Annotated in this window: 30 protein-coding genes; 7 read left to right on the forward strand and 23 right to left on the reverse strand. The window is 38.0% G+C overall.

The window, feature by feature from the left end:
• Positions 1-25: 25 nt before the first annotated feature.
• The 5 genes from EV693_RS06145 to yiaK all read right to left on the reverse strand — a co-directional run bounded on the left by EV693_RS06145 (position 26) and on the right by yiaK (position 4,481).
• A complete protein-coding gene (locus EV693_RS06145) occupies positions 26-1,009 on the reverse strand; it encodes a TRAP transporter substrate-binding protein (protein WP_132501494.1) in 984 nt (327 codons plus the stop codon).
• Between the two features lie 73 nt (positions 1,010-1,082).
• Positions 1,083-2,360 carry a TRAP transporter large permease subunit gene (locus tag EV693_RS06150; protein WP_132501495.1) on the reverse strand — a complete coding sequence of 426 codons (1,278 nt, stop codon included), beginning with the start codon at positions 2,358-2,360 and terminating at the stop codon, positions 1,083-1,085.
• Entirely contained in the window at positions 2,357-2,854 is a 498-nt protein-coding gene (locus EV693_RS06155) for a TRAP transporter small permease (RefSeq protein ID WP_132501496.1), read from the reverse strand. The genes EV693_RS06150 and EV693_RS06155 overlap by 4 nt, the downstream gene beginning before the upstream one ends.
• Before the next feature lie 82 nt (positions 2,855-2,936).
• Positions 2,937-3,401, reverse strand: coding sequence for a NanQ anomerase/TabA/YiaL family protein (locus tag EV693_RS06160; protein WP_132501497.1), 465 nt, complete (start codon positions 3,399-3,401; stop codon positions 2,937-2,939).
• A gap of 81 nt (positions 3,402-3,482) precedes the next feature.
• A complete protein-coding gene (gene yiaK / locus EV693_RS06165; RefSeq protein ID WP_132501498.1) occupies positions 3,483-4,481 on the reverse strand; it encodes a 3-dehydro-L-gulonate 2-dehydrogenase in 999 nt (332 codons plus the stop codon).
• Between the two features lie 247 nt (positions 4,482-4,728).
• Here yiaK and EV693_RS06170 point away from each other — a divergent pair, with 247 nt between their 5' ends.
• Positions 4,729-5,520: an IclR family transcriptional regulator gene (locus tag EV693_RS06170; RefSeq protein ID WP_165904885.1), complete on the forward strand. Its 792-nt coding sequence runs from the start codon at positions 4,729-4,731 to the stop codon at positions 5,518-5,520.
• A 20-nt stretch (positions 5,521-5,540) separates the two neighbouring features.
• Here the strand turns inward: EV693_RS06170 and EV693_RS06175 are convergent, their stop codons facing one another.
• The 4 genes from EV693_RS06175 to EV693_RS06190 all read right to left on the reverse strand — a co-directional run bounded on the left by EV693_RS06175 (position 5,541) and on the right by EV693_RS06190 (position 9,059).
• Complete coding sequence (locus tag EV693_RS06175) at positions 5,541-5,900, reverse strand: CrcB family protein (RefSeq protein ID WP_132501544.1); 360 nt, start codon at positions 5,898-5,900, stop codon at positions 5,541-5,543.
• Positions 5,901-5,966: 66 nt separating this feature from the next.
• Positions 5,967-6,644 (reverse strand): 3-keto-L-gulonate-6-phosphate decarboxylase UlaD, encoded by a 678-nt coding sequence (locus tag EV693_RS06180; protein WP_132501500.1) that lies wholly within the window; start codon positions 6,642-6,644, stop codon positions 5,967-5,969.
• 57 nt (positions 6,645-6,701) lie between these two features.
• Positions 6,702-7,178 (reverse strand): PTS sugar transporter subunit IIA, encoded by a 477-nt coding sequence (locus tag EV693_RS06185; RefSeq protein ID WP_132501501.1) that lies wholly within the window; start codon positions 7,176-7,178, stop codon positions 6,702-6,704.
• Between the two features lie 54 nt (positions 7,179-7,232).
• The gene (locus tag EV693_RS06190) at positions 7,233-9,059 is read right to left on the reverse strand and encodes a PTS ascorbate-specific subunit IIBC (protein WP_132501502.1); all 1,827 of its coding nucleotides are present in this window, start codon (positions 9,057-9,059) and stop codon (positions 7,233-7,235) included.
• A 294-nt stretch (positions 9,060-9,353) separates the two neighbouring features.
• Here EV693_RS06190 and ulaG point away from each other — a divergent pair, with 294 nt between their 5' ends.
• The 4 genes from ulaG to araD all read left to right on the forward strand — a co-directional run bounded on the left by ulaG (position 9,354) and on the right by araD (position 12,906).
• A complete protein-coding gene (gene ulaG / locus EV693_RS06195) occupies positions 9,354-10,445 on the forward strand; it encodes an L-ascorbate 6-phosphate lactonase (protein ID WP_132501503.1) in 1,092 nt (363 codons plus the stop codon).
• Between the two features lie 63 nt (positions 10,446-10,508).
• Positions 10,509-11,276 (forward strand): HTH-type transcriptional regulator UlaR, encoded by a 768-nt coding sequence (ulaR, locus tag EV693_RS06200; protein WP_132501504.1) that lies wholly within the window; start codon positions 10,509-10,511, stop codon positions 11,274-11,276.
• 83 nt (positions 11,277-11,359) lie between these two features.
• A complete protein-coding gene (locus EV693_RS06205) occupies positions 11,360-12,220 on the forward strand; it encodes an L-ribulose-5-phosphate 3-epimerase (protein ID WP_132501505.1) in 861 nt (286 codons plus the stop codon).
• On the forward strand, positions 12,214-12,906 hold the full coding sequence (gene araD, locus EV693_RS06210; protein WP_132501506.1) for an L-ribulose-5-phosphate 4-epimerase: 693 nt from the start codon (positions 12,214-12,216) through the stop codon (positions 12,904-12,906). Before EV693_RS06205 ends, araD begins: the two co-directional genes overlap by 7 nt.
• 548 nt (positions 12,907-13,454) lie before the next feature.
• Here the strand turns inward: araD and EV693_RS06215 are convergent.
• From EV693_RS06215 to rpsJ, 14 genes are all read right to left on the reverse strand, one after another.
• On the reverse strand, positions 13,455-13,973 hold the full coding sequence (locus EV693_RS06215; RefSeq protein WP_132501507.1) for a phosphotransferase: 519 nt from the start codon (positions 13,971-13,973) through the stop codon (positions 13,455-13,457).
• The gene (locus EV693_RS06220) at positions 13,961-15,190 is read right to left on the reverse strand and encodes an MFS transporter (protein ID WP_132501508.1); all 1,230 of its coding nucleotides are present in this window, start codon (positions 15,188-15,190) and stop codon (positions 13,961-13,963) included. The genes EV693_RS06215 and EV693_RS06220 overlap by 13 nt, the downstream gene beginning before the upstream one ends.
• Positions 15,183-16,394, reverse strand: coding sequence for a radical SAM protein (locus EV693_RS06225; RefSeq protein WP_132501509.1), 1,212 nt, complete (start codon positions 16,392-16,394; stop codon positions 15,183-15,185). Before EV693_RS06225 ends, EV693_RS06220 begins: the two co-directional genes overlap by 8 nt.
• 462 nt (positions 16,395-16,856) lie before the next feature.
• Positions 16,857-17,114 carry a 30S ribosomal protein S17 gene (rpsQ, locus tag EV693_RS06230; RefSeq protein WP_132501510.1) on the reverse strand — a complete coding sequence of 86 codons (258 nt, stop codon included), beginning with the start codon at positions 17,112-17,114 and terminating at the stop codon, positions 16,857-16,859.
• Entirely contained in the window at positions 17,114-17,305 is a 192-nt protein-coding gene (gene rpmC, locus EV693_RS06235; RefSeq protein WP_005818323.1) for a 50S ribosomal protein L29, read from the reverse strand. The genes rpsQ and rpmC overlap by 1 nt, the downstream gene beginning before the upstream one ends.
• Complete coding sequence (rplP, locus tag EV693_RS06240) at positions 17,305-17,715, reverse strand: 50S ribosomal protein L16 (protein WP_132501511.1); 411 nt, start codon at positions 17,713-17,715, stop codon at positions 17,305-17,307. The genes rpmC and rplP overlap by 1 nt, the downstream gene beginning before the upstream one ends.
• An 11-nt stretch (positions 17,716-17,726) precedes the next feature.
• Positions 17,727-18,431, reverse strand: coding sequence for a 30S ribosomal protein S3 (rpsC, locus tag EV693_RS06245; protein ID WP_132501512.1), 705 nt, complete (start codon positions 18,429-18,431; stop codon positions 17,727-17,729).
• A gap of 17 nt (positions 18,432-18,448) precedes the next feature.
• The gene (gene rplV / locus EV693_RS06250; RefSeq protein ID WP_132501513.1) at positions 18,449-18,781 is read right to left on the reverse strand and encodes a 50S ribosomal protein L22; all 333 of its coding nucleotides are present in this window, start codon (positions 18,779-18,781) and stop codon (positions 18,449-18,451) included.
• Positions 18,782-18,791: 10 nt separating this feature from the next.
• Positions 18,792-19,067, reverse strand: coding sequence for a 30S ribosomal protein S19 (gene rpsS, locus EV693_RS06255; RefSeq protein WP_005539416.1), 276 nt, complete (start codon positions 19,065-19,067; stop codon positions 18,792-18,794).
• A gap of 28 nt (positions 19,068-19,095) precedes the next feature.
• On the reverse strand, positions 19,096-19,917 hold the full coding sequence (gene rplB, locus EV693_RS06260; RefSeq protein WP_132501514.1) for a 50S ribosomal protein L2: 822 nt from the start codon (positions 19,915-19,917) through the stop codon (positions 19,096-19,098).
• A gap of 22 nt (positions 19,918-19,939) precedes the next feature.
• Positions 19,940-20,242: a 50S ribosomal protein L23 gene (gene rplW / locus EV693_RS06265; RefSeq protein ID WP_132501515.1), complete on the reverse strand. Its 303-nt coding sequence runs from the start codon at positions 20,240-20,242 to the stop codon at positions 19,940-19,942.
• The gene (gene rplD / locus EV693_RS06270; protein ID WP_132501516.1) at positions 20,239-20,841 is read right to left on the reverse strand and encodes a 50S ribosomal protein L4; all 603 of its coding nucleotides are present in this window, start codon (positions 20,839-20,841) and stop codon (positions 20,239-20,241) included. Before rplD ends, rplW begins: the two co-directional genes overlap by 4 nt.
• A 15-nt stretch (positions 20,842-20,856) precedes the next feature.
• The gene (rplC, locus tag EV693_RS06275) at positions 20,857-21,483 is read right to left on the reverse strand and encodes a 50S ribosomal protein L3 (RefSeq protein WP_132501517.1); all 627 of its coding nucleotides are present in this window, start codon (positions 21,481-21,483) and stop codon (positions 20,857-20,859) included.
• Between the two features lie 25 nt (positions 21,484-21,508).
• Positions 21,509-21,820 carry a 30S ribosomal protein S10 gene (rpsJ, locus tag EV693_RS06280; protein ID WP_001181005.1) on the reverse strand — a complete coding sequence of 104 codons (312 nt, stop codon included), beginning with the start codon at positions 21,818-21,820 and terminating at the stop codon, positions 21,509-21,511.
• A 563-nt stretch (positions 21,821-22,383) separates the two neighbouring features.
• Between rpsJ and EV693_RS06285 the strand changes: the two genes are divergently transcribed.
• The gene (locus EV693_RS06285; RefSeq protein WP_132501545.1) at positions 22,384-23,892 is read left to right on the forward strand and encodes a sodium-dependent transporter; all 1,509 of its coding nucleotides are present in this window, start codon (positions 22,384-22,386) and stop codon (positions 23,890-23,892) included.
• Entirely contained in the window at positions 23,892-23,984 is a 93-nt protein-coding gene (locus EV693_RS06290; RefSeq protein WP_132501518.1) for a methionine/alanine import family NSS transporter small subunit, read from the forward strand. Before EV693_RS06285 ends, EV693_RS06290 begins: the two co-directional genes overlap by 1 nt.
• Positions 23,985-24,002 lie beyond the last annotated feature (18 nt).

Genomic DNA, 24,002 nt, shown 5'->3' on the forward strand with positions numbered 1-24,002 from the left:
TGCAAACCTGACCGCTTATCTAGAGTTATTTCGCTAATGCGTCCACTTTCTCAACTAACTCTTTACCGTGTTTCTCAATAAAGTCTTTACGCACCTCTGCTTCAATAACGGCTTTAAACGGTGCGTTATCCACTTGCTCAATTACCTCAACGCCTGCTTTACGCAATTTTGCGATAATGTCTTTCTCGTTTTTCACATTCAAACCACGCTGGAATTGACCTGCTTCTTTTGCAGCTTCTAATACCGCTTGTTGCAATTCTGGCGTTAAACCATCAAATTTTGCCTTATTCATCACCACGATTAATGGCGTATAACCGTGATTGCTGAGGCTTAAGTGTTTTTGTACTTCATAAAGTTTTGCCGACCAGAAAATACCAATTGGGTGTTCCTGTGCATCAACCGCACGAGTCTCAAGAGCAGTATACAGCTCTGAAAGCGGCATTGGCACAGGATTTGCACCTAATAAACTAAACGCTTTGATATACATTGGGTTTTGGTTAGTACGCACTTTTAAGCCACTAATGTCTTCTGGCTTGTTCACTGGGTGTTTTGAATTAGAAAATGCACGGAAACCCACGTCCCAAAAAGCCAATCCTTTCAAGCCTTGTTTTTCAAGATCTTTTAATAAACCTTGACCAATTTCACCGTCTAACACTTTATAAACGTGTTCACGATCTTTAAAAATAAATGGAATATCAATCACATTAAGTTTCGGCTCTAAACCTGTGAAATTTGGCGAACCCGACATTTCAATATCAATCGTGCCACCACGCACACCACTAATCATTGTTTGTGCGTTACCCAGTGTACTATCTGGGAATAATTTAAGCTTAATCTCACCATTAGTTTTCGCTTTTAGCAATTCGTCAAATTTTTTCGCTGCGGTATGCTGAGTGTCTGAACGTGGCGCTTCATAGCCGAATCGTAGAGAAATATCTGCATAAGCAACGCTTGAAAATGCAATGGCACTGGCAACGACCGTAGATAAAACTTTAAGGTTAAATTTCATAGTTTTCTCCTAAGTAGGTTTGGAAATTTATTTTCTAGTTCCTCTCTTTATCAAAGAGGAAGAAGTTAATTTTTTATTGCACCCAGCTTAACGGCACTAAAATTAAATCTGGTACGAATACGAATAACAGCAATAAACTAATCATCATCAATAGATATGGCAGAATACCTTTCGCAGCTTGGTCAAACGGCAATTTAGAGACACCTGTAATCACATTCAAGACATTACCGACTGGCGGTGTAATCAAACCGATTGACGTATTAAGAATAAATAGCACCCCAAAGTAAACAGGATCAATACCTGCCTCTTCAACCAATGGCATTAACACAGGCGTTAAAATAAGTACCGTTGGGGTCAAATCCATTACCATACCAATAATAAACACCGCCAGCATAATCACGAGCAACAATATCGTTGGACTTTCAATCAATGGCTCAAGCAATTCAGTTAGCATCATTGGCAATTCAGCAATCGTAATCAACCAGCCTGTTACATTCGCCGCTGCCACTAAAAACATCACCACTGCGGTGGTTTTTGCTGCCGCCAGCACCACTTTGTACAGATCTTTAAATTTCAATTCACGATAGACAAACAGTGAAACAACAAGTGCGTAAGCCGTTGCTACCGCCCCTGCTTCGGTTGGCGTAAACATACCTGAGCGGAAACCACCAATAATAATGACAGGTAACAGCAACGCCCAAATACTGTTTTTAAATGAAATACATAGCTCTTGTTTGCTCGCTTTGGAAAACGTCATTAAATCCAAGCGTTTTGCCTGCCACCACCAAAGTGCCGCAAGAAAAATCCCCATCATAATCCCTGGGAAAATCCCTGCTAAAAACAGCTTGGTAATTGACACGCCACTGGCGACCCCAAAAACAATGAATGGAATGCTTGGCGGAATAATTGGTGCAATAATTCCTGCTGTACCAATCAAGCCTGCAGATTTATCAATTGGGTAACCTGTCGTTTTCATCATGGGTAGTAACATTGCCGCCACTGCTGCAGTATCTGCCACTGCTGAACCTGAAAGGCTTGCCATAATCATTGCAGCAAGAATTGCCACAAACCCTAAACCACCACGTTTATGTCCTACCAATTTCATCGGCAAGTCAATAATACGTTTTGACAAACCACCTTCATTCATCACTTCTCCAGCTAAGATGAAAAATGGAATTGCCATCAGTGAAAAGCTATCTGCCCCACTCACCAACTGTTGAGCAAGAATTTGAGCATCAAACAAATCAAGATGTAACATTAACGCTATGCCACAAATCAACAAGGCAAATGCAACAGGTACGCCAAGAATAATCGCCCCTAATAACACACTTAAGAAAATTAAAACCGTCATTTTGACTCTCCTTGATTGCACTTGCCATTCATCAAAGCGGTTACATTGGCGAAAATTCTTGCAGCAATCAGCACTGCCATTAACCCCCCCGCAATTACACTAGCAAGAAAGGTTATCCCCTGTGGTAAACCAGAAATGGGAGCCCGATTAGCAAGATTAAGCTGAAATTGTGTCCAGCTGCCGTCCACAATTAAATAACAGCAAAATAACATTGCTGCATCAGTAAATAATTTAAGAACATTACGTTTGAGAGGACTTAATTTTTCTGTGAACATCGTTACACTAACGTGCTGATTTTCACTCAACGCTAACACCGCACCTAAAAAGGTTAGCCACACAAACATATAACGAGAGACTTCTTCTGTGATATTAATACTACTATTAAAACCATAACGCAGCACCACATTGAAGAAAACCAAAATTGACATCGCCGATAAAATCATTACGGCAAATGCCTCAATGGTTTTTCCAACGAATTTAGCGATGGATTTCATCTGTTGCTCCTTGAATTTGTAAAAATCTGGAATTTCTTACTGCTTGCAAGCTCCCCTCTTGTTCAAAGAGGGGAGTTACTCATCATTTAATTTCAGACATCGCAATTTTTACAACCACTTTGCGAATGGTTGGTGTACCGTCATAAACTGCAGTGCGGTGGCAATCTTCTGGAAAAAATACAGCGAAGCTACCTGCCACACAGTGTAAGATTTGTTCATTTTCAACATTCTGATAAAACTGAATATCACGCTCAGGATCATAAACTTGAGCAACTGGATTTTGCTCCGTATCCACTGCACACGCCATAATTTCTTTACCACAATGTAAATATTGCACATCAAGGTAATTGCGGTGTACCTCTGGCTGAAAATCCTCTAACTTTTTAGTTGTGAGATCCAATACCTGCACAAAAACAGATCGCCCTTTGAGTTCATATACACCTGCATCTAACTGATTAAAATCGGTACCTCGCAGATAATCCAACGCAAAGGCAATGGCAGATGGATAAGATTTTGGATTGTAATTTGAAATGTGTCCGAAAAACATCGTTTGTTCCTCGTAAGAATTTTAAAGAATTTGACCGCCTATTAGAGGACGCCAAACGTGGCGTCCCTACCGTAACATCAATTACAACGATTTCAATTTCGCCCACACGGTTTCATCAACAGGAATGCCGTTAGCAAGGTTATCCTCAAGAATTGTAGTAAATTCGTGTCCTGGTAAACGTACTGGCACATTCGGATCAGCAGGTTCTGCTGTTCTGACATAATCCATAATACGATTGAGCTTTTCATCTTTGGTCTTGCCATCAATTAAGCGATCCACTTCAATGGCGATAAACACTTGTGATACACAATATTCGTCATCTTTATCTTCAGTTACTGCACAAGTCGATTCACCATTAGAAAGCAAGGTTGCAATCATATCTAACACGATTGACAAGCCAGATCCTTTCCAAAAACCCATCGGCATTAAGCGACGGTTTTCCTCGACTATCGCAGGATCACGAGTTGGGTTACCCTCATCGTCAAACCCAGCGTCCACAAAGGTTTGGCGACCTTGTAAACGGTGAACTTCTAGCATACCGTAAGAATACATTGAGCAAGACATATCCACCATCGTAATCGGCGTTGTCGGCACAGCAACAATTAAAGGATTTGTTCCGACACGACACTCTTTTGCCCCCCAAGGCGGCATCACGGCAAGCGCATTCGTCCAGCAGATACCGATATAGCCTTTCTCTGCTGCCTGCCAACCATAAGAACCGCCACGCATCCAGTGATTCGCATTGCGTAATGCCACCACACCAATACCGTTTTGAGAGGCGAGTTCCATCGCTCTGTCCATCATTTTTTTCGCAGTCAAATTACCAATAGCTTGATGAGCGTCCCATTGTTCAATTGCCCCCAACGATAAGACTTTGGACGGTACAGCTTCTGGGACAATATCGCCATTTTCCAACTGTTGAATAAAGCGAGGAAAGCGATTAACACCGTGTGAATATGCTCCTGCTTGTGTTGTATCAGCAAACACGCTTGCACACTCTTCTGCAATTTCTTCACGCACATTTCTAGCTAATAATACACGCTTAAATTCTGCTTTTAATTCTTGATAAGACACTCTCATTGAAAAACTCCTGTCAAAATAATATTTCACATAGTAAAACTATAGTTCACAAATTACATTCTACACATGACAAAGTCAATGAAACCAACAAAATAAAAACTGTTTAATATCAATAGTATAAAAATTATTTTTCAATTTTGTGAACAAGATCTCATTTTTTATGAGATGATATTTCATAATATGAACTTAATAAACTGACAGAAAATTGATGAGTAAAACAATATTCAAAGAAAAACCACAAGAAAAAATCACCGAAGAAAAAAGCAGTGGAAACCAAAGCTTAATTCGTGGGCTACGCATTATGGATATCCTAAGTAATTTCCCAAACGGCTGTCCGCTGATTAGATTGGCGGAAATTGCCAATTTAAACAAAAGTACTACGCATCGCTTATTGCAAGGACTGCAAAACGAAGGCTATGTACAACCTGCCTCTACAGCAGGTAGCTACCGCCTCACCACCAAATGTCTAAGCCTTGGTAAGAAAACCCTCGCTTCACTAAATATTATTCACCTCGCCGCTCCGCATTTGGAACAACTGAATTTGTCTTTAGGCGAAACAGTCAATTTCTCCAAACGAGAAAACGATCACGCCATTATGATTTATAAACTTGAACCAACCACAGGAATGATGCGAACTCGCAGCTACATCGGACAACAGATAGCCTTGTACTGCTCAGCCATGGGGAAAATCTATCTAGCCTATTCCACTAGCGAATACCTAGAGCAATATTGGCAATCACACCAGTCCATCATTGAGCCATTAACTCACAATACTGTTACGGATCTTGGATTAATGAAAAAAGAGCTGGCAGAAATTTTGCGTGATCACTTTGCAATGGATAGAGAAGAAAATGAGCTTGGTGTAATCTGTATCGCCTGCCCAATCTTTGATTTTGATGGAAAAGTGGAATATGCCGTATCCATTTCCTTATCGTTACATAAATTGCAACAACAAGGATTAGACCCATATCTCAAACAAATTAAACACACAGCAACCGCCATTTCCAGCGAGCTAGGCTGGACAGGGGGGCAATCGTAGGGTGGGCGTAAGCCCACCTCTTACCTTCCCCAATAGCGAGTAAATAAAATACCAAGTAATGTGAGCAAAATACCGCCAATTAAATGAAAACTTAGAATACCTAAAGCGGTAAGCCATTTACCCACAAGTAATTTCTCACTAATCTCTGCAGAAAAGCTAGAAAAAGTAGTAAAACTGCCAAGAAAGCCTGTGATAACGAATAATCTCGTTTCATTCCCTAAATTCAATCCCATTGCTACGCCAATCAAAAAACAGCCAAGCCAGTTGGTAAGCAGCGTACCGAATGCAAATTGAGCGAGAAAAGGATTGAACCATAAGCCCAACTGCCAACGAGCGACTGCACCAGCCACTGCACCGACAGAAAGTAAAATCATATTCATCATCTCACACTATCCATTGCAATTTACTCACCCCTATGAGTTTCCAGCTCATCGCTTTGCCAAAATCTACCAATATTTCTCAATTTCAGCACGGATTGCTTCGGCGGTTTGCTTACCTTTTTCGCCGATTAATGCACGCCCTGCAATGAATGCCTTGGCATTTTTGATTTCCTTAAACAAATGAATATCTTCAGGCACAATACCGCCTGTAATGGATAACTCAATACCTAATTCCGATAATTTTTTCATCAACTCAACATCTTCTGCCGTCCAGCCTTTACCTGCCAATTCAGCATCTCGAGAGCGATGATAAATCGCTTGGCGTACGCCTAATTCAACCCATTCTTTGACATCTTTTTCTACACTCCAATTGCCATAAATTTCAATTTGAATCTCTTTTTTCACTTTTAAGTCAGGGTGAGCCGCATTGAATTCATCTGCCACTTTTTTACAAGCTGCTTTAGTTGCAGGGTGTGCCGCAGCAGATACAGTGAGCCAATCTGCCCCAGCTTCAAATGCCATTTTAGCAAGAATAGCTCCGCCATCGGTCGTTTTTAAATCGCAAACAATGATGTGGTTTGGGTGTAAAGCACGCAAAGTTGAAATCGCTTTCATTCCCTCAGCAAAAGCTAAGATTGTGCCACACTCGATCACCTCAACAAGATTTTCGGCTTGTTTAGCATCAGCAATTGCCTTTTCTAATGAAAGTGAATCTAATGCAATTTGGAGTAATGGTTTTGACATAATGTATTCCTCATTAAATTAAAAAATAGAATTATTGAATTTAGTCCTAGATATCCTCTATCCAGCGTTCGCTGCCAGTGCTTGGTCGATAACGTGATACACATCTTCATTCGTATTACAACGCAGGATTTTTTCTAAATTCACGCCTGTATCACTTTCAGGATCATCAAGCGTTTGGGTGATCTCCATTAAGCCTTGTAAATGTTGATCTGAGTCGCTGCCAGCAAGGGTAACAAAAACAGAAACAGGATCATCTTCCCCTTCAAATACCACAGGCTCAGCAAGGGTAACTAACGCAAAGGCAGTTCTGTTCACACCTTCTTCTGGGCGTGCGTGTGGCATTGCAAGTCCTGGGGCGAGAATAATATAAGGTCCTAATTTCTCAATATTATCAATGATATGCTGATAATAACGGGGTTCAGTTGCCCCTGATGCTTCAAGCAAATCTGTACCAAGTTTGATCGCCTCTTTCCAACCTGCGACACGTTGATTTAATAAGATTGAGTTATTTTCAATAAGAGATGCTTTTAACATAGTATTTTCCTTATAAAATGATTATTCATTTAGCCCCCACTAACTTGGCAGCGATTACACTGAATGCTTTTTGATTAATTCTACCAATTCATCACCAAAGGAATTTGGATTAAGCATATTTTGCACGCCCAACACGGCTTTGCCCTCGCCCACTTCGATTTCTGACGATAGATGTTTTGAGGCAACAATAATATCTACATCGTTGAGCTTGCCTTTATAATCGGTTACCGCACAAGAATCCATCACATTTAGAATCCCTCGTTTATCAAGATAGCCTTTAATTTTCATTTTCATCATCATTGATGAACCTTGTCCTGAACCGCATACTGCAAGAATGCGGATTGGTTTCGCTGCACTGTCTGCACTAGCGGTGAGTTTTTCTTGATTTTCTGCAATCTCAGCTGATGTTTTTCCAACAACGACTTTATCTGTTGCGACTGTTGCAACAGTTTCAGCACCATAGCCGTCCATTTCTTCAAGGGTCTTACCTGCTGCCAACGCTGCCGCCTCTTCTACACGCAGCTTTTTAGAAGCGAATGCCATATACACTAACGCCAGTGCCACAATCACAAAGAAAAAGCCAGGGACGCTGACGATACCTTGTAAAACAGGAGGGAAGAATAACGCCCAGTCTGCCATACCCATCCAGCCGTTAAAAATGGTGCCTTGTGAAGCAAGTAAATAAATCACCCACGCTGATCCTAATACTTCAATAATCCCCATCACAAAACAGATCTTCATCACTGCTTTCCAACCACCAAACTGGTTAGCAAATACACCAATCGTTGCATTTGAGAAGAACATTGGAATAAAGCCTGGGATAATCAAAATCGAAGCGTCCATACCTAGCAATATGCCGACCGCTACGAATTGACCAATTGCCCCCCACATAAAGCCAAATACCATTGCATTCGGTGAGAACGCATAAATCGCTGCACAGTCAATTGCCAAGACAGAATTTGGAATCACACGCTCTGAAATCCCCTTAAAGGCTTCTGACAACTCTGCCACAAACATTCGCACGCCTGTTACAATAATTTGAATCGCAACGGCAAATTTTAAGCCCATTTCTAAAATGTACATTACCCAATGGGTTTTGCCCGCCATTTGCTGCAAGTTATCTAAGCCAAAAGAGAGCAAAATAATGCCAAAAAAGACGGTCATCACCAACGCTGTGGCAGAAATACTATCGTGGAAAATATGCAGCCATTTTGGCAAATTCATTTTATCCACAGAGTCATCTTTATTCCCTAATTTCGGTGCTAACTTCACGGCAATCCAAGAAGCAAATTGTTGTTGGTGCCCAATGGAAAAGCCTGCACCGCCTGTAACAGCTTGCGTAGGCTTATACATAATATTTGAGGAAATCCCCCAATAGAGTGCCATCAATACCGATGTATAAATGATTGTCTCCCACATTGACGCACCAATAATCATATAAAACACCGCAACTAAACCTGCTTGCTGGAACATAATATGTCCTGTAAGCATAATGGTTCGGATACCTGTAAAGCGACGCAGCACCACAAATAAAATATTCAACAACAATGCCCCAATCACTGCATAGCCAACCCACGCATAATTTTCCGCCATTGTCTGAATCGTAGATTGCATACTGGTATAGGGGTCAATCACCGCCCCTGTCAAATTATGATATTTCGATAATCCTTCAATCACAGGTTTAAAATTCGTTACCAAAAAACCTGATCCTGCTTGTACAATTAAAAAACCAACAATAGTCTTAATCGTACCTTTAATAATGATATTGTTGTCTTTTTTCAGCAGTACATAACCAATAAACGCCACAATACCAAGCAAGAATGGTGCTTTATTAAGGACTTGATCCTTAAAGAAAAGCAAAATATCAGTCAAAAATTCCATAGAACACCTCTTAAAATAAGATGAGAGAAATGATAAACAAAAGTATAAAAATTGTCATTTGCTCAAGCCAGCAACATCATATAGCGAATTTAATGATTAAAAAAGATTATTTATAATAATTTTTGATTATTTGTGAACTAGATCACAAAACCATATCAGCCTTAATAGCCATAAGAAAGTGATACAAACGCCATATATTACCTATATAAAACAAATAAAATCATTGCATAACTTAAAATGATTTATTATGATCCACTTTGATTATTTTTATAAACTATAACTTGGGAGTCGATAATGAGTAAAATTTCTGAAATTACCCGTGAAAGCTGGATTTTATCTACTTTTCCTGAATGGGGTACTTGGCTAAATGAAGAAATTGAAAATGAAGTTGTACCAGAGGGCAATTTCGCAATGTGGTGGCTAGGCTGTGTAGGTGTATGGATCAAAACGCCTGCTGGTGCAAACATTTGTATGGATTTATGGTGCGGTCGAGGTAAATCGACCAAAAAAGTGAAGGATATGGTACGAGGCCATCAAATGGCAAATATGGCTGGCGTGCGTAAGTTACAGCCAAATTTGCGAGCTCAACCGATGGTGCTTGATCCCTTTGCAATTAATGAAGTAGATTTTATTCTTGCTTCCCACTATCATAGTGATCATATTGATATCAATGTTGCAGCAGCAATCATTAATAATCCTAATTTAAATCACGTTAAATTTGTCGGTCCTTGGCATTGTGCAGAACTCTGGAAAAAATGGGGCGTACCAGAAGATCGTATTATCATTGTCAAACCAGGGGACGTAGTCAAATTAAAAGATGTGGAAATTCACGCATTAGATTCTTTTGACCGCACCTGCTTGGTAACACTACCTGTAGAGGGAGCTGAAAACAATGGCGGCGAACTGGCAGGACTCTGTCCATCAGATGAAGAGATGGGACGCAAAGCAGTAAATTATGTGTTCAAAACCCCTGGTGGTACGATTTATCACGGCGCAGACTCCCATTATTCAATCCAATTTGCCAAGCACGGTAAGCAGTTTGATATTGACGTTGCATTGAATAATTATGGCGAAAACCCTGTAGGGATTGCCGATAAGATGACATCTGTCGATTTGCTGCGTATGGCAGAATGCTTACGAACCAAAGTGATTATTCCTGTACATCACGACATTTGGACTAACTTTATGGCAAGCACTCAAGAAATCCTTGAACTGTGGCGTATGCGTAAAGATCGCTTACAATACCAATTCCACCCATTCATTTGGGAAGTGGGCGGCAAGTATGTTTACCCAAGAGATAAAGATTTAATCGAATACCACCACCCTCGTGGTTTTGATGACTGTTTTGAGCAAGAGCCAAATATTCAATTCAAATCAATGCTTTAATGAACTCCCACCTTGGCGGTGGCGTCGTGTTCATTATACAATCATAAAAGGAGAAAAATAATAATGAACGAAAATTATCGCCATCGTCGATTACTGAATTTACTTCGAGAACGAAGAATCCTTTCCACTGCAGACATTATCCAGCTATTAGACATATCGCCTGCGACCGCACGCCGAGACATTAATAAGTTAAACGAACAAGGTCGGCTAAAGAAAGTACGCAACGGGGCAGAATCGATGGAGGTTGCATACACACAGGGTGGTCACCATTATGATATTAACAATGCTGAGGAAAAACAACGCATTGCTACAAAAGCTGGTGAACTTTGCCAAGCAGGGGATTGTGTCGTATTAACCTGCGGTTCAACAATGCAAATGCTGGGCAACAGCTTATGCGGAAAAAAATTGCAAATTATCACCAATTACTTACCGCTTGCAAACTATCTGATTGAGCATAATCACGAAGACATTGTCATTATGGGTGGACAATATAACCATCACAAAAAAGTAACCCTTTCACTTAATACGACAGAAAGCGAAATGCCCTATTCCGCCAACAAGTACGCAGCCAACATTATGTTTAGCAGTGGTAAAGGCTTTACTCAAGCAGGACTTTTTAAAACCGATATGATTATTGCTAATTCAGAACAGCAATTATTAGCTAAAGTAGAAAAATTCGTTGTTTTACTTGATAGCACAAAACTGGGTAAACAGGTTGGCATATTATTTAGCGAATTAAAGGACATTGACCTACTGATTACAGGTAAAGAAGCAAATCCTAAAATTATCGCCCAACTTCGAGAGCAGGGACTTGAAGTCATTTTGGCTTAATTAAATCAACAAGAGAAACCCAATATATTGCAAAATATAATCAAATCTGAACCGCTTGTTAAACATCATAAGGAATATTAGGAATGAGAAAACATAAACTCGGCATCTATGAAAAAGCCTTACCGAAGAATATTAGCTGGCAAGATCGCCTCTCGATTGCAAAAGCCTGCGGATTTGATTTCGTAGAAATGTCGGTCGATGAAACCGACGAAAGGCTTGCTCGCCTTGACTGGACAAAACAGCAACGTCTAGAACTTGTTCAAGCGATTATAAACACAGGCGTTACAATCCCATCAATGTGCCTCTCAGGGCATCGGCGTTTTCCATTTGGTAGCCGTGATGAAGCCACACGCCAACAAGCCTACCAAATAATGGAAAAAGCAATCCAATTCGCTGTTGATACAGGCATTCGTACCATTCAACTTGCAGGCTATGATGTTTATTATGAAGACCAAGATGAAGGCACGATCCAACGCTTTCAAGAGGGACTAGAATGGGCAGTATCGCTAGCAGCAAGCAATCAAGTTACCCTTGCTGTTGAAATTATGGATACCCAATTTATGAGTTCCATTACACGTTGGAAAAAATGGGACGACTTAATCAAATCGCCGTGGTTTACGGTTTACCCTGATATTGGTAACGTCTCTGCGTGGAACGACAACGTTGAACAAGAATTCACTCTCGGTATTGATAAAATCTCGGCCATTCATTTAAAAGACACCTACAAAGTTACCCAAACCAGTAAAGGGCAATTCCGTGATGTGCCGTTTGGCGAAGGCTGTGTTGATTTTGCCAATTTTTTCCGAATTTTAAGCAAACTTAACTACCGCGGTGCATTTTTAATTGAGATGTGGACAGAAAAAGCTGATGAACCTCTCACTGAAATTATTAATGCTCGCCGTTGGATTGAACAAAAAATGCAAGAAGGAGGTTTCCAATGTTAAAAGAATTAAGAGAACGTGTACTCCAAGCCAACTTAGAGTTACCCAAATATAAACTGGTTACATTCACTTGGGGCAATGTCAGCGAAATTGACCGAGAGAGTGGTCTTGTTGCAATTAAACCCTCTGGCGTAGATTATGATGTGATGACCGCTGATGATATTGTGATTGTAGATTTAGACGGCAACCGTGTCTGGGGCAACAAAAAACCATCATCAGACACCCCAACACACCTTGAACTGTATCGCCAATTTCTAGACATTGGTGGCATTGTCCATACCCATTCTCGCCACGCAACCGCTTGGGCCCAAGCTGGAGAAGATATTCTTGCACTAGGCACAACACAAGGCGATTATTTTTACGGCTCAGTTCCTTGCACTCGAAAAATGACCCCTGAAGAAATTGCGGGCGAATATGAGAAAGAAACAGGCAAAGTCATTGTGGAAACATTTCGTAAACGAGGCATTGAACCGAAAGAAATTCCTTGCGTATTAGTACATTCACACGGCCCTTTCACTTGGGGTAAAAATGCCTTTGACGCAGTACACAACGCTGTGGTGTTAGAAGAAGTCGCTTATATGAATTTTGTCAGCCATCAGATTCGCCCCAATATTGGTTCAATGCAACAAGAGCTATTAGATAAACACTACCTGCGTAAACACGGTGTAAATGCCTATTACGGACAATAATATTAAATTATTTAGCATAGTGGCGAATCGCATTCGCCCAAACAATTTATGATGAATATCATCAGGGCATAACTTGACACTCCGATAGATAAACCAAGAAAAAGAGCCGTGAGTACAGATTTTAATTTTATCGAGATAAATCCTATTTTTATCTTTTAATATTTAAACTCTGGATATAGTTTAACTGCTTTTTAATCAAGAGAAAATTAGAAATAAGCGGTCAGAGAGTGTAGATTTTTTGCAAATTTGAGATTGCACAAATCTCCCCCTACCCCTCTTTGCTAAAGAGGGGAGTTGATCGCTAGAAATTTCAAGAACACTGTTCTTCATCAACAATAGAAAATTGAAATGTGGATTTGCCTGCAGAAATTAATTCCTGCAAAGATCCAGTTCCCCTCTTTAGCAAAGAGGGGATAGGGGAGATTTGGCAGAAGTGAAGACTGCGTAGGATAATCAATTTAAACACGAAAATTTGAAATATAAGGGGTCAGAGTTTATAGGAAATTTGCAGATATAGCACAAAAAAAGATCACACCAAGCAAAACATTTTAATATATCCCCTGATAAGCATTAATTAAATTTTTAGAGTGATCCTTATTTTTTTCTAATAAACTTAACTCGTAAATTTTATTACTAACAAAATTATTTATATTATTCTGTATAACATCAATATTCTCTTTAGTAATCATACGAATATAATTCACTCTTTCTTCATAATTTAAATGCAACTGCGGACTAGTATAAAGATTATATACATCATTAATGATAAACCCTATATATGCAAGATCCCAATCAACCATGTAAAATGTATTATTTGATACAATAATGTTATCTGGGTGGAGATCGCCGTGTATTATCATCTCATTATCGTTAGAATCAAACAAATCTGATTGCAAAATCGATATTTTATTTAAGATATCAATTTGCTCGACTCTACCTAACGAAGATAAATTTAAACCTGGAATGAACTCCCATACTAACTCATTATAATCTTTTCTAATTAAATTTGGGCTTGGGTACGGTTTATCATTAATAAATATAAAAGAATTAATCTCTAAGTTATCCAAATATTTCTGTACAAAAAAATCTGATTATTTTCTCGTAAGAGATATGATTCTTTTGTAGAAAAACTATTATAATTCAGTCTATATTGATTAGATCTTACAACTATAAAATAAATAACAGAAATACAACCTACTATAAAAATAAAAATGGACAAGACAATATTAATTTGCTGAAAATTGATAAACAACTTTCCATATAAGAAACTGAAAAAAGACGCTAAAATAGAAGATAACAAAGTATAATAAGATAGCGTTGTTGCAACATCATATTCCTTTTCTTGAAATGACATATATAATGTGTAAATATATGATCGATAAACTGGTTTTACTATACATATTAGGCAAAATCCCAAAGATAACATAACTATATTATCTATTGATATAAATAAGTAAGCGATCGATAAAGATGCTATCATATAGAAAAGGACTAAAGCAATATTCCAATCTTCACTATATCTTTCTTTATAATATTTAGCGGATAAAGATGAAATGAAGTTTGTAAAAATAAATAGAATACAGATATAATAAACGTTATTATTATTTTCAAAAAACTGAATAGATATAGTTCTAACATTGACATTTAAACCAAAAATAAATAAAGAAGAAAATAACAGTAATGGAACTATGTAAGGTCTGATATAAAATAATCGAAGACCAATCCTATTAACAGGCATTAACCTACTAACCTTCTCTTCTATATCTATACTCCTTAAAAATAACAGTGAAATCATTAAAGATATAATTTGAAATATTATTGGAAGATAAACATTAAACGAATATAGCACACCTGAAATTAAAAATAATAAACTTGTATATTTATAGAAGAAATGATCTACCTCAGCTTTTATTTTCCCAATTTGATTACCTTCAGAGATTCGATAAAGCAAAGCCATATCAGTTCCTGAATACAATACAGAAGCAACGGTTATCAACAATATATAATATACATAAGATAATTCAAATTGCATCATAAGAACAATAAACGACATTATAAAAAATAACGTAGCAATACATAATGTTCTTATATAGCCTATAGCATCAGATAGCATTCCACTAGGAATTTCAAGAAAAAATGGAACAATAAAAGAAATCCAAGAGTAATAAATAATATCAGAGACGGAAACACCTATATCACTATTAATATAAATAGGCAATATGGGCAAGGTTATTGCTGTTGATTTGAAAAATGCAAAAGCTTTATATTTATTTATATTATCCACAGAACACTTTACCTCTACAGTTAATACATTTTTTATCTTTTTTCAGATTTATTAGTGGAATATGGCTATCCCAATTTATATTACTTATATCATACATATTTCCAAATTTTTCTGAATAAAAACAATTTAAAAGATCTACATTATAATCCACAACAAAGGATGTATATGGAAAATTGCAAGACTCTATAGAAGAAAGGTAATCTATATTTTCTTTAAGATAATAAGACAAACACATAGAAAATTGTTCTGGATGCCAACTTATACGATCAAGATTATATTGTTCATTAATAAACATAAACTCAGCAGAACTATTATTATCAATTCTACTCTTCAATGCTAACAACTCTTCTCTGTTTGGTATAAGAGAATCTTCTAAAGATTGTATTCTAATTTTATCCAAATTAACTCTAGAGAAAGAAGTGGAATGAGTATCCAAAGGACTAAATCCAATAAAATCTATTTTTTTACCCTGTAAAAAACTAATAAATTCAATAATATTTACAATACTCTTTTTAGTTAATGTAACTCTGGCTCCTACACTCTGTTTATTGCTAATTTTCTTAATTAAATTTATATTATTCATAACACAATCAAATTTATCCCTCCCTCTAATAAACTTATAGTCTTCTCTATTAATCCCATCCAATGATATTACGATATCAGATATATTATATTTTAAAATCCATAAATTCTTATCTAGCAAAATTCCATTTGTATTTAACTCAATATTAATATTAATATTATTTAAATAATCAATTATACTTTCTAATTCTGGGTGCATCAAAGGTTCACCACCAGATATCATTATTCTCTTCACCCCTATATCAATAAATTTATCAAATAATAATTTCAAATCATCAAATTTATGATATTTTTTTCCCTTTGTCATCCAACAATCACACATAATACAAGGACTATTGCAATTCTGAATTATATGAACTATAGGCACTGATATTTTCCTGATTAATGACATAGAGATGTCTTCAAGAGAGTTATCTTTATAAGCAATATTCTCTCTACTAATTTCAAATCCACAACCCTTTATTTCTGAAATAAAACTCTCTATATCTTCATCCAAGTAATTTCCATTTAAAAAGCAATCAATAAATTCAACCCCCTTATCATTCAATTCAAGGGTAGATAGATTTGCTATTTTAAGCAAAGATTTAGTTTTCTTACTAAACAAATATTCAATGTTTGACATAAGAATTTAACTCCATATAAAAACAGGCTATACCTAAATTCAGTATAGCCTAATAAATTATCTACTTTTCACAGATTTGTAGCATGTTGAATTACCAGCAATTAAACGGAGTTTAAATTTTGCTTGATTACTCTTTTGCATAATATTTTCCTCATTCTAAATAACCACAAATTAACAATGCACCAATGTTTTAAAAAAAATCAAGTTTAAAACACACACAAGATACAAAAATAAAACACATTTATCAATATTTTATAAATAAATTAACACAAACATAAAAATTTTAACATTTCATACTATTTAAGCTATAAAAACTTTTTTAATAACACAAACTAAAGTGTGTGATTTTTCTCTAAAGTAGGCAGGATATTCGTTATATTTCAACTACACCGCTTAATTATCAATATTTTTAATAAAAAAAACCCTAGCACTACTGCTAGGGTTTTAACCATTTTTTGTTGATTAAGCAATAACAGCTTTTTCAACAACACGAACTAAAGTATGTGATTTTGTTTTTGAAATCGGACGACATTCCTTAATTTCAACAACATCACCTAATTTAGCATCGTTGTTTTCATCATGTACGTGTAATTTCGTCGTGCGACGAATGAACTTACCGTATAATGGGTGCTTCACTGTACGCTCGATAGCAACTACAAATGATTTATCCATTTTGTCGCTAATTACTTTACCTTGTACTGTACGAATTTTATCAGTCATTACTCACCCGCCTTTTGGTTTAATACAGTTTTCACTTGTGCAATGCTACGACGCACTTGTTTTAACTGGTGGGTTTGTTGAAGCTGACCGGTGGCTGCTTGCATACGCAATTTGAATTGCTCACCTAAAAGGTTCACTAACTCAGCATTCAGCTCTTCAACATTTTTGTTTCTTAGTTCTTGAGCTTTCATTACATCACCGTCTTAGTTACAAATGTGGTTTTAAATGGAAGTTTCGCTGCCGCCAATGCAAAAGCATGGCGTGCGATTTCTTCAGATACACCGTCCATTTCATAAAGAACTTTACCCGGTTGGATTAAGGCTACCCAGTACTCAACGTTACCTTTACCTTTACCCATACGGACTTCTAATGGTTTTTCAGTAATTGGCTTATCTGGGAAAACACGAATCCAGATTTTACCTTGACGTTTAACTGCACGAGTCATCGCACGGCGAGCCGCTTCAATTTGACGAGCGGTTAAACGACCACGACCAACAGCTTTTAAACCGAATGTGCCGAAGCTCACTTCAGTACCGCCCGCAATACCACGGTTACGGCCTTTGTGTACTTTACGGAATTTTGTACGTTTTGGTTGTAACATCAGTGATCTCCTTATTTACGACCTTTGCGAGCAGGCTTTTTAGGCTGTGCCGCTGGCTCTTTTTCAGACTCAATCACTGCAGCCATTCCACCAAGAATCTCACCTTTGAAGATCCACACTTTCACACCAATTACACCGTATGTTGTGTGAGCTTCAGCAGTGTTATAATCGATGTCCGCACGAAGTGTATGCAGAGGCACTCGACCTTCACGATACCATTCTGAACGTGCGATTTCTGCACCACCTAAACGACCGCTAACTTCAACTTTGATACCTTTAGCACCTAAGCGCATTGCATTTTGTACTGCTTTCTTCATTGCACGGCGGAACATTACACGGCGTTCAAGTTGAGAAGCAATACCATCAGCAACAAGTTTAGCATCTAATTCTGGTTTTTTCACTTCAGCAATGTTGATTTGTGCTGGAACGCCTGCAATTTTAGATACTGCGTTTCTTAACTTCTCAACATCTTCGCCTTTTTTACCAATAACGATACCAGGGCGAGCTGTGTGAATAGTTACACGAATACTTTTTGCTGGACGCTCAATTGCAATGCGTGAAACAGAAGCGTTCGCTAACTCTTTATTTAAAAATTGACGTACTTTGAAATCGCCTTCTAAATTATCAGCGAAATCTTGTGTATTCGCAAACCAAGTAGAGTTCCAAGGCTTCACAATGCCTAGGCGAATACCATGTGGATGTACTTTTTGACCCATTGTTATTCTCCTACTGATTAACGATCTGACACTACCACAGAAATGTGGCTAGTACGTTTTAAAATACGATCGGCACGACCTTTAGCACGTGGCATTACACGCTTCATACTCGGACCTTCATCAACGAAAATCTTTGCAACCTTAAGGTCATCAATATCTGCACCGTTATTATGCTCTGCATTAGCAATAGCAGATTCTAAAACTTTTTTCACCAAAGCTGCTGCTTTTTTGTTAGTAAAAGTTAAGATCTCTAATGCTTGTGCAACTTTTTTACCACGGATTAAATCAGCAACTAAGCGAGCTTTTTGGGCAGAAGTACGAGCGTAACGATGTTTTGCTATAGTTTCCATCTTTTACCTCTTATTTCTTAGCTTTCTTATCTGCGGCGTGACCGCGGTATGTACGAGTCGGTGCAAATTCACCTAATTTATGACCGATCATTTCGTCCGATACATAAACTGGAACGTGCTGACGACCATTATGGACTGCGATGGTCAATCCAATCATTGATGGAATGATCATTGAACGACGGGACCAAGTTTTAATTGGCTTTTTATCCCCGCTTTCCACCGCCTTCTCTACCTTCTTCAACAAGTGTAGGTCAAGGAAAGGACCTTTCTTGAGAGAACGTGGCATGGCTTACCCTCTTTTTTATGAATAAAAATTATTTACCACGACGGCGTACAATAAATTTATCGGTACGCTTGTTGTGACGAGTTTTCTTACCTTTGGTTTGAACGCCCCAAGGTGTAACAGGGTGTTTACCGAAGTTACGACCTTCACCACCACCGTGTGGGTGATCAACTGGGTTCATTGCAGTACCACGAACAGTTGGACGAATACCTCTCCAACGGCTTGCACCTGCTTTACCAAGAACACGAAGCATATGCTCTGAATTACCCACTTCACCAATAGTTGCAGTACATTCAGCTAATACTTTACGCATTTCACCAGAGCGAAGACGCAAAGTAACATAGTTACCTTCACGAGCAATAATTTGTACATACGCACCTGCTGAACGTGCAATTTGACCACCTTTACCAGGTTTTAACTCCACGTTATGCACTGTGCTACCTACAGGAATATTACGCATAGGTAAAGCATTACCTACTTTAATCGGTGAAGACGCTCCCGCTTGAATTGTATCACCAGCAGACAAACCTTTTGGTGCTAAAATATAACGACGTTCACCATCTTTATAAAGTACTAATGCAATATTTGCAGAACGATTAGGATCGTATTCTAGACGCTCAACTACCGCTGGAATATCTAACTTATTACGTTTGAAATCAATTAAACGGTAATGTTGTTTATGCCCACCACCAATGTGACGAGTTGTAATGCGACCTAAGTTGTTACGACCACCAGTTTTAGATTTAGTATCTAAAAGTGCTGCAAAAGGTTTACCTTTATGGAGTTCGTTATTAACAACTTTAACTACATGACGACGACCAGCAGAGGTCGGCTTACATTTAACGATAGCCATTTATTTTATCTCCTCTGATAGACTATGCATTACCTTCAACGAGATCAAGTGATTGACCTTCTTGAAGAGTTACATAAGCTTTTTTCCAGTCACTGCGACGACCTGTTTTCGCACCACGGCGTGTTGTTTTACCTTTCACAACCACAGTACGCACAGAATCCACTTTAACTTCAAAGAGTTGCTCAACTGCATTTGCAATTTCAACTTTATTTGCATCTAATGCAACTTTGAAAACAATTGTGTTCGCTTTTTCAGCATTGTTTGTCGCTTTTTCAGAGATATGTGGTGCTTTAAGCACTTTTAGCAAACGTTCTTGTTGAATCATGCTAACATCTCCTCAATTTGTTTTACTGCTTCTGCAGTTACAACCACTTTATCAAAAGCAATCAAACTTACAGGATCAATACCTTGTACATCACGCACATCAATTTTATAAAGGTTGCGTGCAGCTAAGAATAAATTTTCATCTACATTAGCAGTGATGATAAGAGCGTCAGTTAACGCCATATCTTTTAATTTTTGAACTAAAACTTTTGTTTTTGGTGCTTCAATCTCAAATTTATCAACAACGATCAAACGCTCTTGACGAACTAATTCAGAAAGAATACTTTTGATTGCACCACGGTACATTTTTTTGTTCACTTTTTGGCTATGATCTTGTGGTTTTGCTGCAAAAGTTACACCACCAGAACGCCAAATTGGTGATTTAATATCACCAGAACGAGCACGACCTGTACCTTTTTGACGCCAAGGTTTTTTACCTGAACCAGACACTTCAGCACGAGTTTTTTGAGCACGACTTCCTTGACGAGCACCTGCTGCATAAGCAACAACCACTTGATGAATTAATGCTTCATTGAACTCACGTCCGAAGGTAGTTTCAGAAACAGTGAGTGCATTTGCACCTACAACTTGTAATTCCATCTCTATCTCCTAGACTTATGCTTTTACTGCTGGTTTAACGATAACATCACTATTAGTTGCTCCAGGGACTGGACCTTTTACTAATAACAATTTACGTTCAGCATCAACACGAACAACTTCAAGTGATTGAACGGTTACACGCTCAGCACCTAAATGTCCAGCCATTTTTTTACCTTTAAACACACGACCTGGAGTTTGGTTTTGACCAATTGAACCAAGAACACGATGTGATAAAGAGTTACCGTGTGTAGCATCTTGAGTACGGAAATTCCAACGTTTAACACCACCTTGGAAACCTTTACCTTTTGATGTACCAGTAACATCAACTTTTTTAACATCTGCGAAAATGTCAACGGTGATTTCTTGACCTAAAGTGAATTCTTCACCCTCAGTACGAAATTCCCATAAACCGCGACCAGCTTCAACACCTGCTTTCACGAAATGACCTGCTTCTGGCTTCGTTACACGACTTGCTTTTTTAGTACCAGTCGTAACTTGAATTGCAGAATAGCCATCGTTTTCAAGGGTTTTAACTTGAGTAACACGGTTGGATTCAATTTCGATAACTGTAACTGGAATAGACACACCGTCTTCAGTGAAGACACGCGTCATACCAACTTTACGACCGATTAAACCAATCATTGTAATAACCTCTTAAAATTCCCAATTAACCTAGACTAATCTGAACGTCAACGCCAGCCGCTAGATCTAAACGCATTAATGCATCAACAGTTTTTTCTGTTGGTTCAACAATATCAACTAAACGTTTGTGAGTACGGATTTCATACTGATCACGCGCATCTTTATTTACGTGTGGAGAAATCAATACAGTAAAACGTTCTTTACGAGTTGGTAAAGGAATTGGACCACGAACTTGTGCACCAGTACGTTTAGCTGTTTCTACGATCTCCGCTGTAGATTGATCAATCAAACGATGATCAAAAGCTTTCAAGCGGATACGGATTCTTTGGTTCTGCATTAGACCAGAGCTCCATTAAAATTTAGCTAATAAAAAAACCGAGCTACCAAACTTGAAAAACTCAAGGGAGCACGATTATACCATTGTTATAGCCTCCAAATCGGAGACATTTTTATACATTACAAAATCTGTAACGCTATCCAGTAAATGATTACACTGGACACTCACATAATTGCACTCAAACCACAATTACAAAGCATTGAAATTCTAAAACAATTAAACAAAAATAGCAAGCATAAGAATCACAAATTTATTAAGCATTTTTAAAATTTACATTTTCCCACTACTCTCAAAAACTAACGTCGTAACAGTATTTTATTATGCTTAACTCAAAGAATTTTACCTATACAATATACTAAATCAAGACCATTTAAAGTTTTTTATACTAAACAAACACATAGAAAAAGAATTTATATCTAACAGAATCTTATATTTAACTACCCAATTTCTGCTTTTTACCCTTTACTTTATTGTAATTGTTAGGCATATTTGTCGCCTTTGCGAGTAATTCGTAATTAAAACTGGTATGTTTAGTTATTTTTGAGGGAGTTATTGTGTCTAATATAAAAGTAAGCAATGCGCCAGAAAGAGAAACCTTCTCTGGACGCAGAGCATTTATTATCGCAGCGATTGGATCTGCCATTGGGTTGGGAAACATTTGGCGTTTTCCTTACACTACTTATGAGAATGGGGGCGGTGCTTTTATTATTCCTTACATCGTAGCATTATTAACCGCTGGCATTCCGTTGTTATTTTTAGACTACGCTATTGGTCATCGTTATCGTGGTGGTGCACCTCTGTCCTACCGTCGTTTTAGCCCTAAATTCGAAACCTTTGGCTGGTGGCAAGTGCTTGTTAATGTCATTATTGGCGTATACTATGCTGTTGTTCTAGGCTGGGCTGCAAGTTATACCTATTTTTCTGTCAATGGTGCTTGGGGCGATAAACCAATTGACTTTTTTATCAGCGAATTCTTAAAAATGGGCGATATTGCTCAGGGGATCAGCTTCGATTTTGTAGGTATGGTTACAGGTCCGTTAATTGCAGTATGGCTAATTGCTTTGGGCATTTTGGCATTAGGTATACAAAAGGGAATTGCAAAATCGTCAGGTATTTTAATGCCAATTCTTGTCGTGATGTTTTTGGTTTTAGTGGTATTTTCACTCTCTTTACCAGGAGCGGAAAAGGGGTTGGACGCATTATTTACCCCAGATTGGTCAAAACTTTCAGATCCTAGCGTTTGGATTGCCGCTTATGGACAAATCTTCTTTTCCCTTTCTATCTGCTTTGGGATTATGATTACTTATGCATCTTATCTTAAAAAACAGTCGGATTTAACAGGTAATGGTTTGGTTGTTGCCTTTGCTAATAGTAGTTTTGAACTCTTGGCAGGTATCGGTGTATTCGCGGCTCTTGGTTTTATGGCTGCCACAGCTGGTCAAGAAGTGAATGAAGTTGCCAAAGGCGGAATAGGTTTAGCCTTCTTCGCATTCCCAACTATCATCAATCAAGCTCCATTTGGTGAAATACTTGGTGTATTATTCTTCGGTTCATTAACCTTTGCCGCATTAACCTCTTTCATCTCGGTATTGGAAGTCATCATTTCTGCGGTACAAGATAAATTGAATTTTGGGCGGGTTAGCTCAACATTTGTGGTAGGCTTACCAATGATGTTTACTTCTGTGCTACTTTTTGGTACAACCACAGGCTTACCAATGCTTGATGTATTAGATAAATTCGTCAATTATTTTGGTATTGTTGCTGTAGCCTTTGTTTCATTGATCGTGATTGTTTCTGATGAAAAACTAGGCGTATTAGGCAACCATCTAAACAAAACCTCTTCATTTAAAGTCGGGTTCTTTTGGAAATTCTTTATTGTTCTCACCACAGGCGTGCTTGCATTTATGTTATTTAGCGAGGGAACGAAAGTATTCAAAGAAGGCTATGAAGGTTATCCGTCTTGGTTTGTTAACACTTTTGGCTGGGGAATGTCGATCAGCTTATTTGTCGTTGCATTTTTATTATCACGCTTAAAATGGAAACGTGAACAACAACTTGAGGAGAATCTGTAATGAGTACAAGTGCAATTATTATGATGATTGTGGCATTAACCGTGATTTGGGGCGGGTTGCTAATCTCTATTGCTTGCCTGCCGAAAGAGTAAATGCTTGTTTTACATATA

Origin of the sequence: Nicoletella semolina (assembly GCF_004345745.1) — a bacterium.
In the GTDB taxonomy this organism is placed as follows: domain Bacteria; phylum Pseudomonadota; class Gammaproteobacteria; order Enterobacterales; family Pasteurellaceae; genus Nicoletella; species Nicoletella semolina.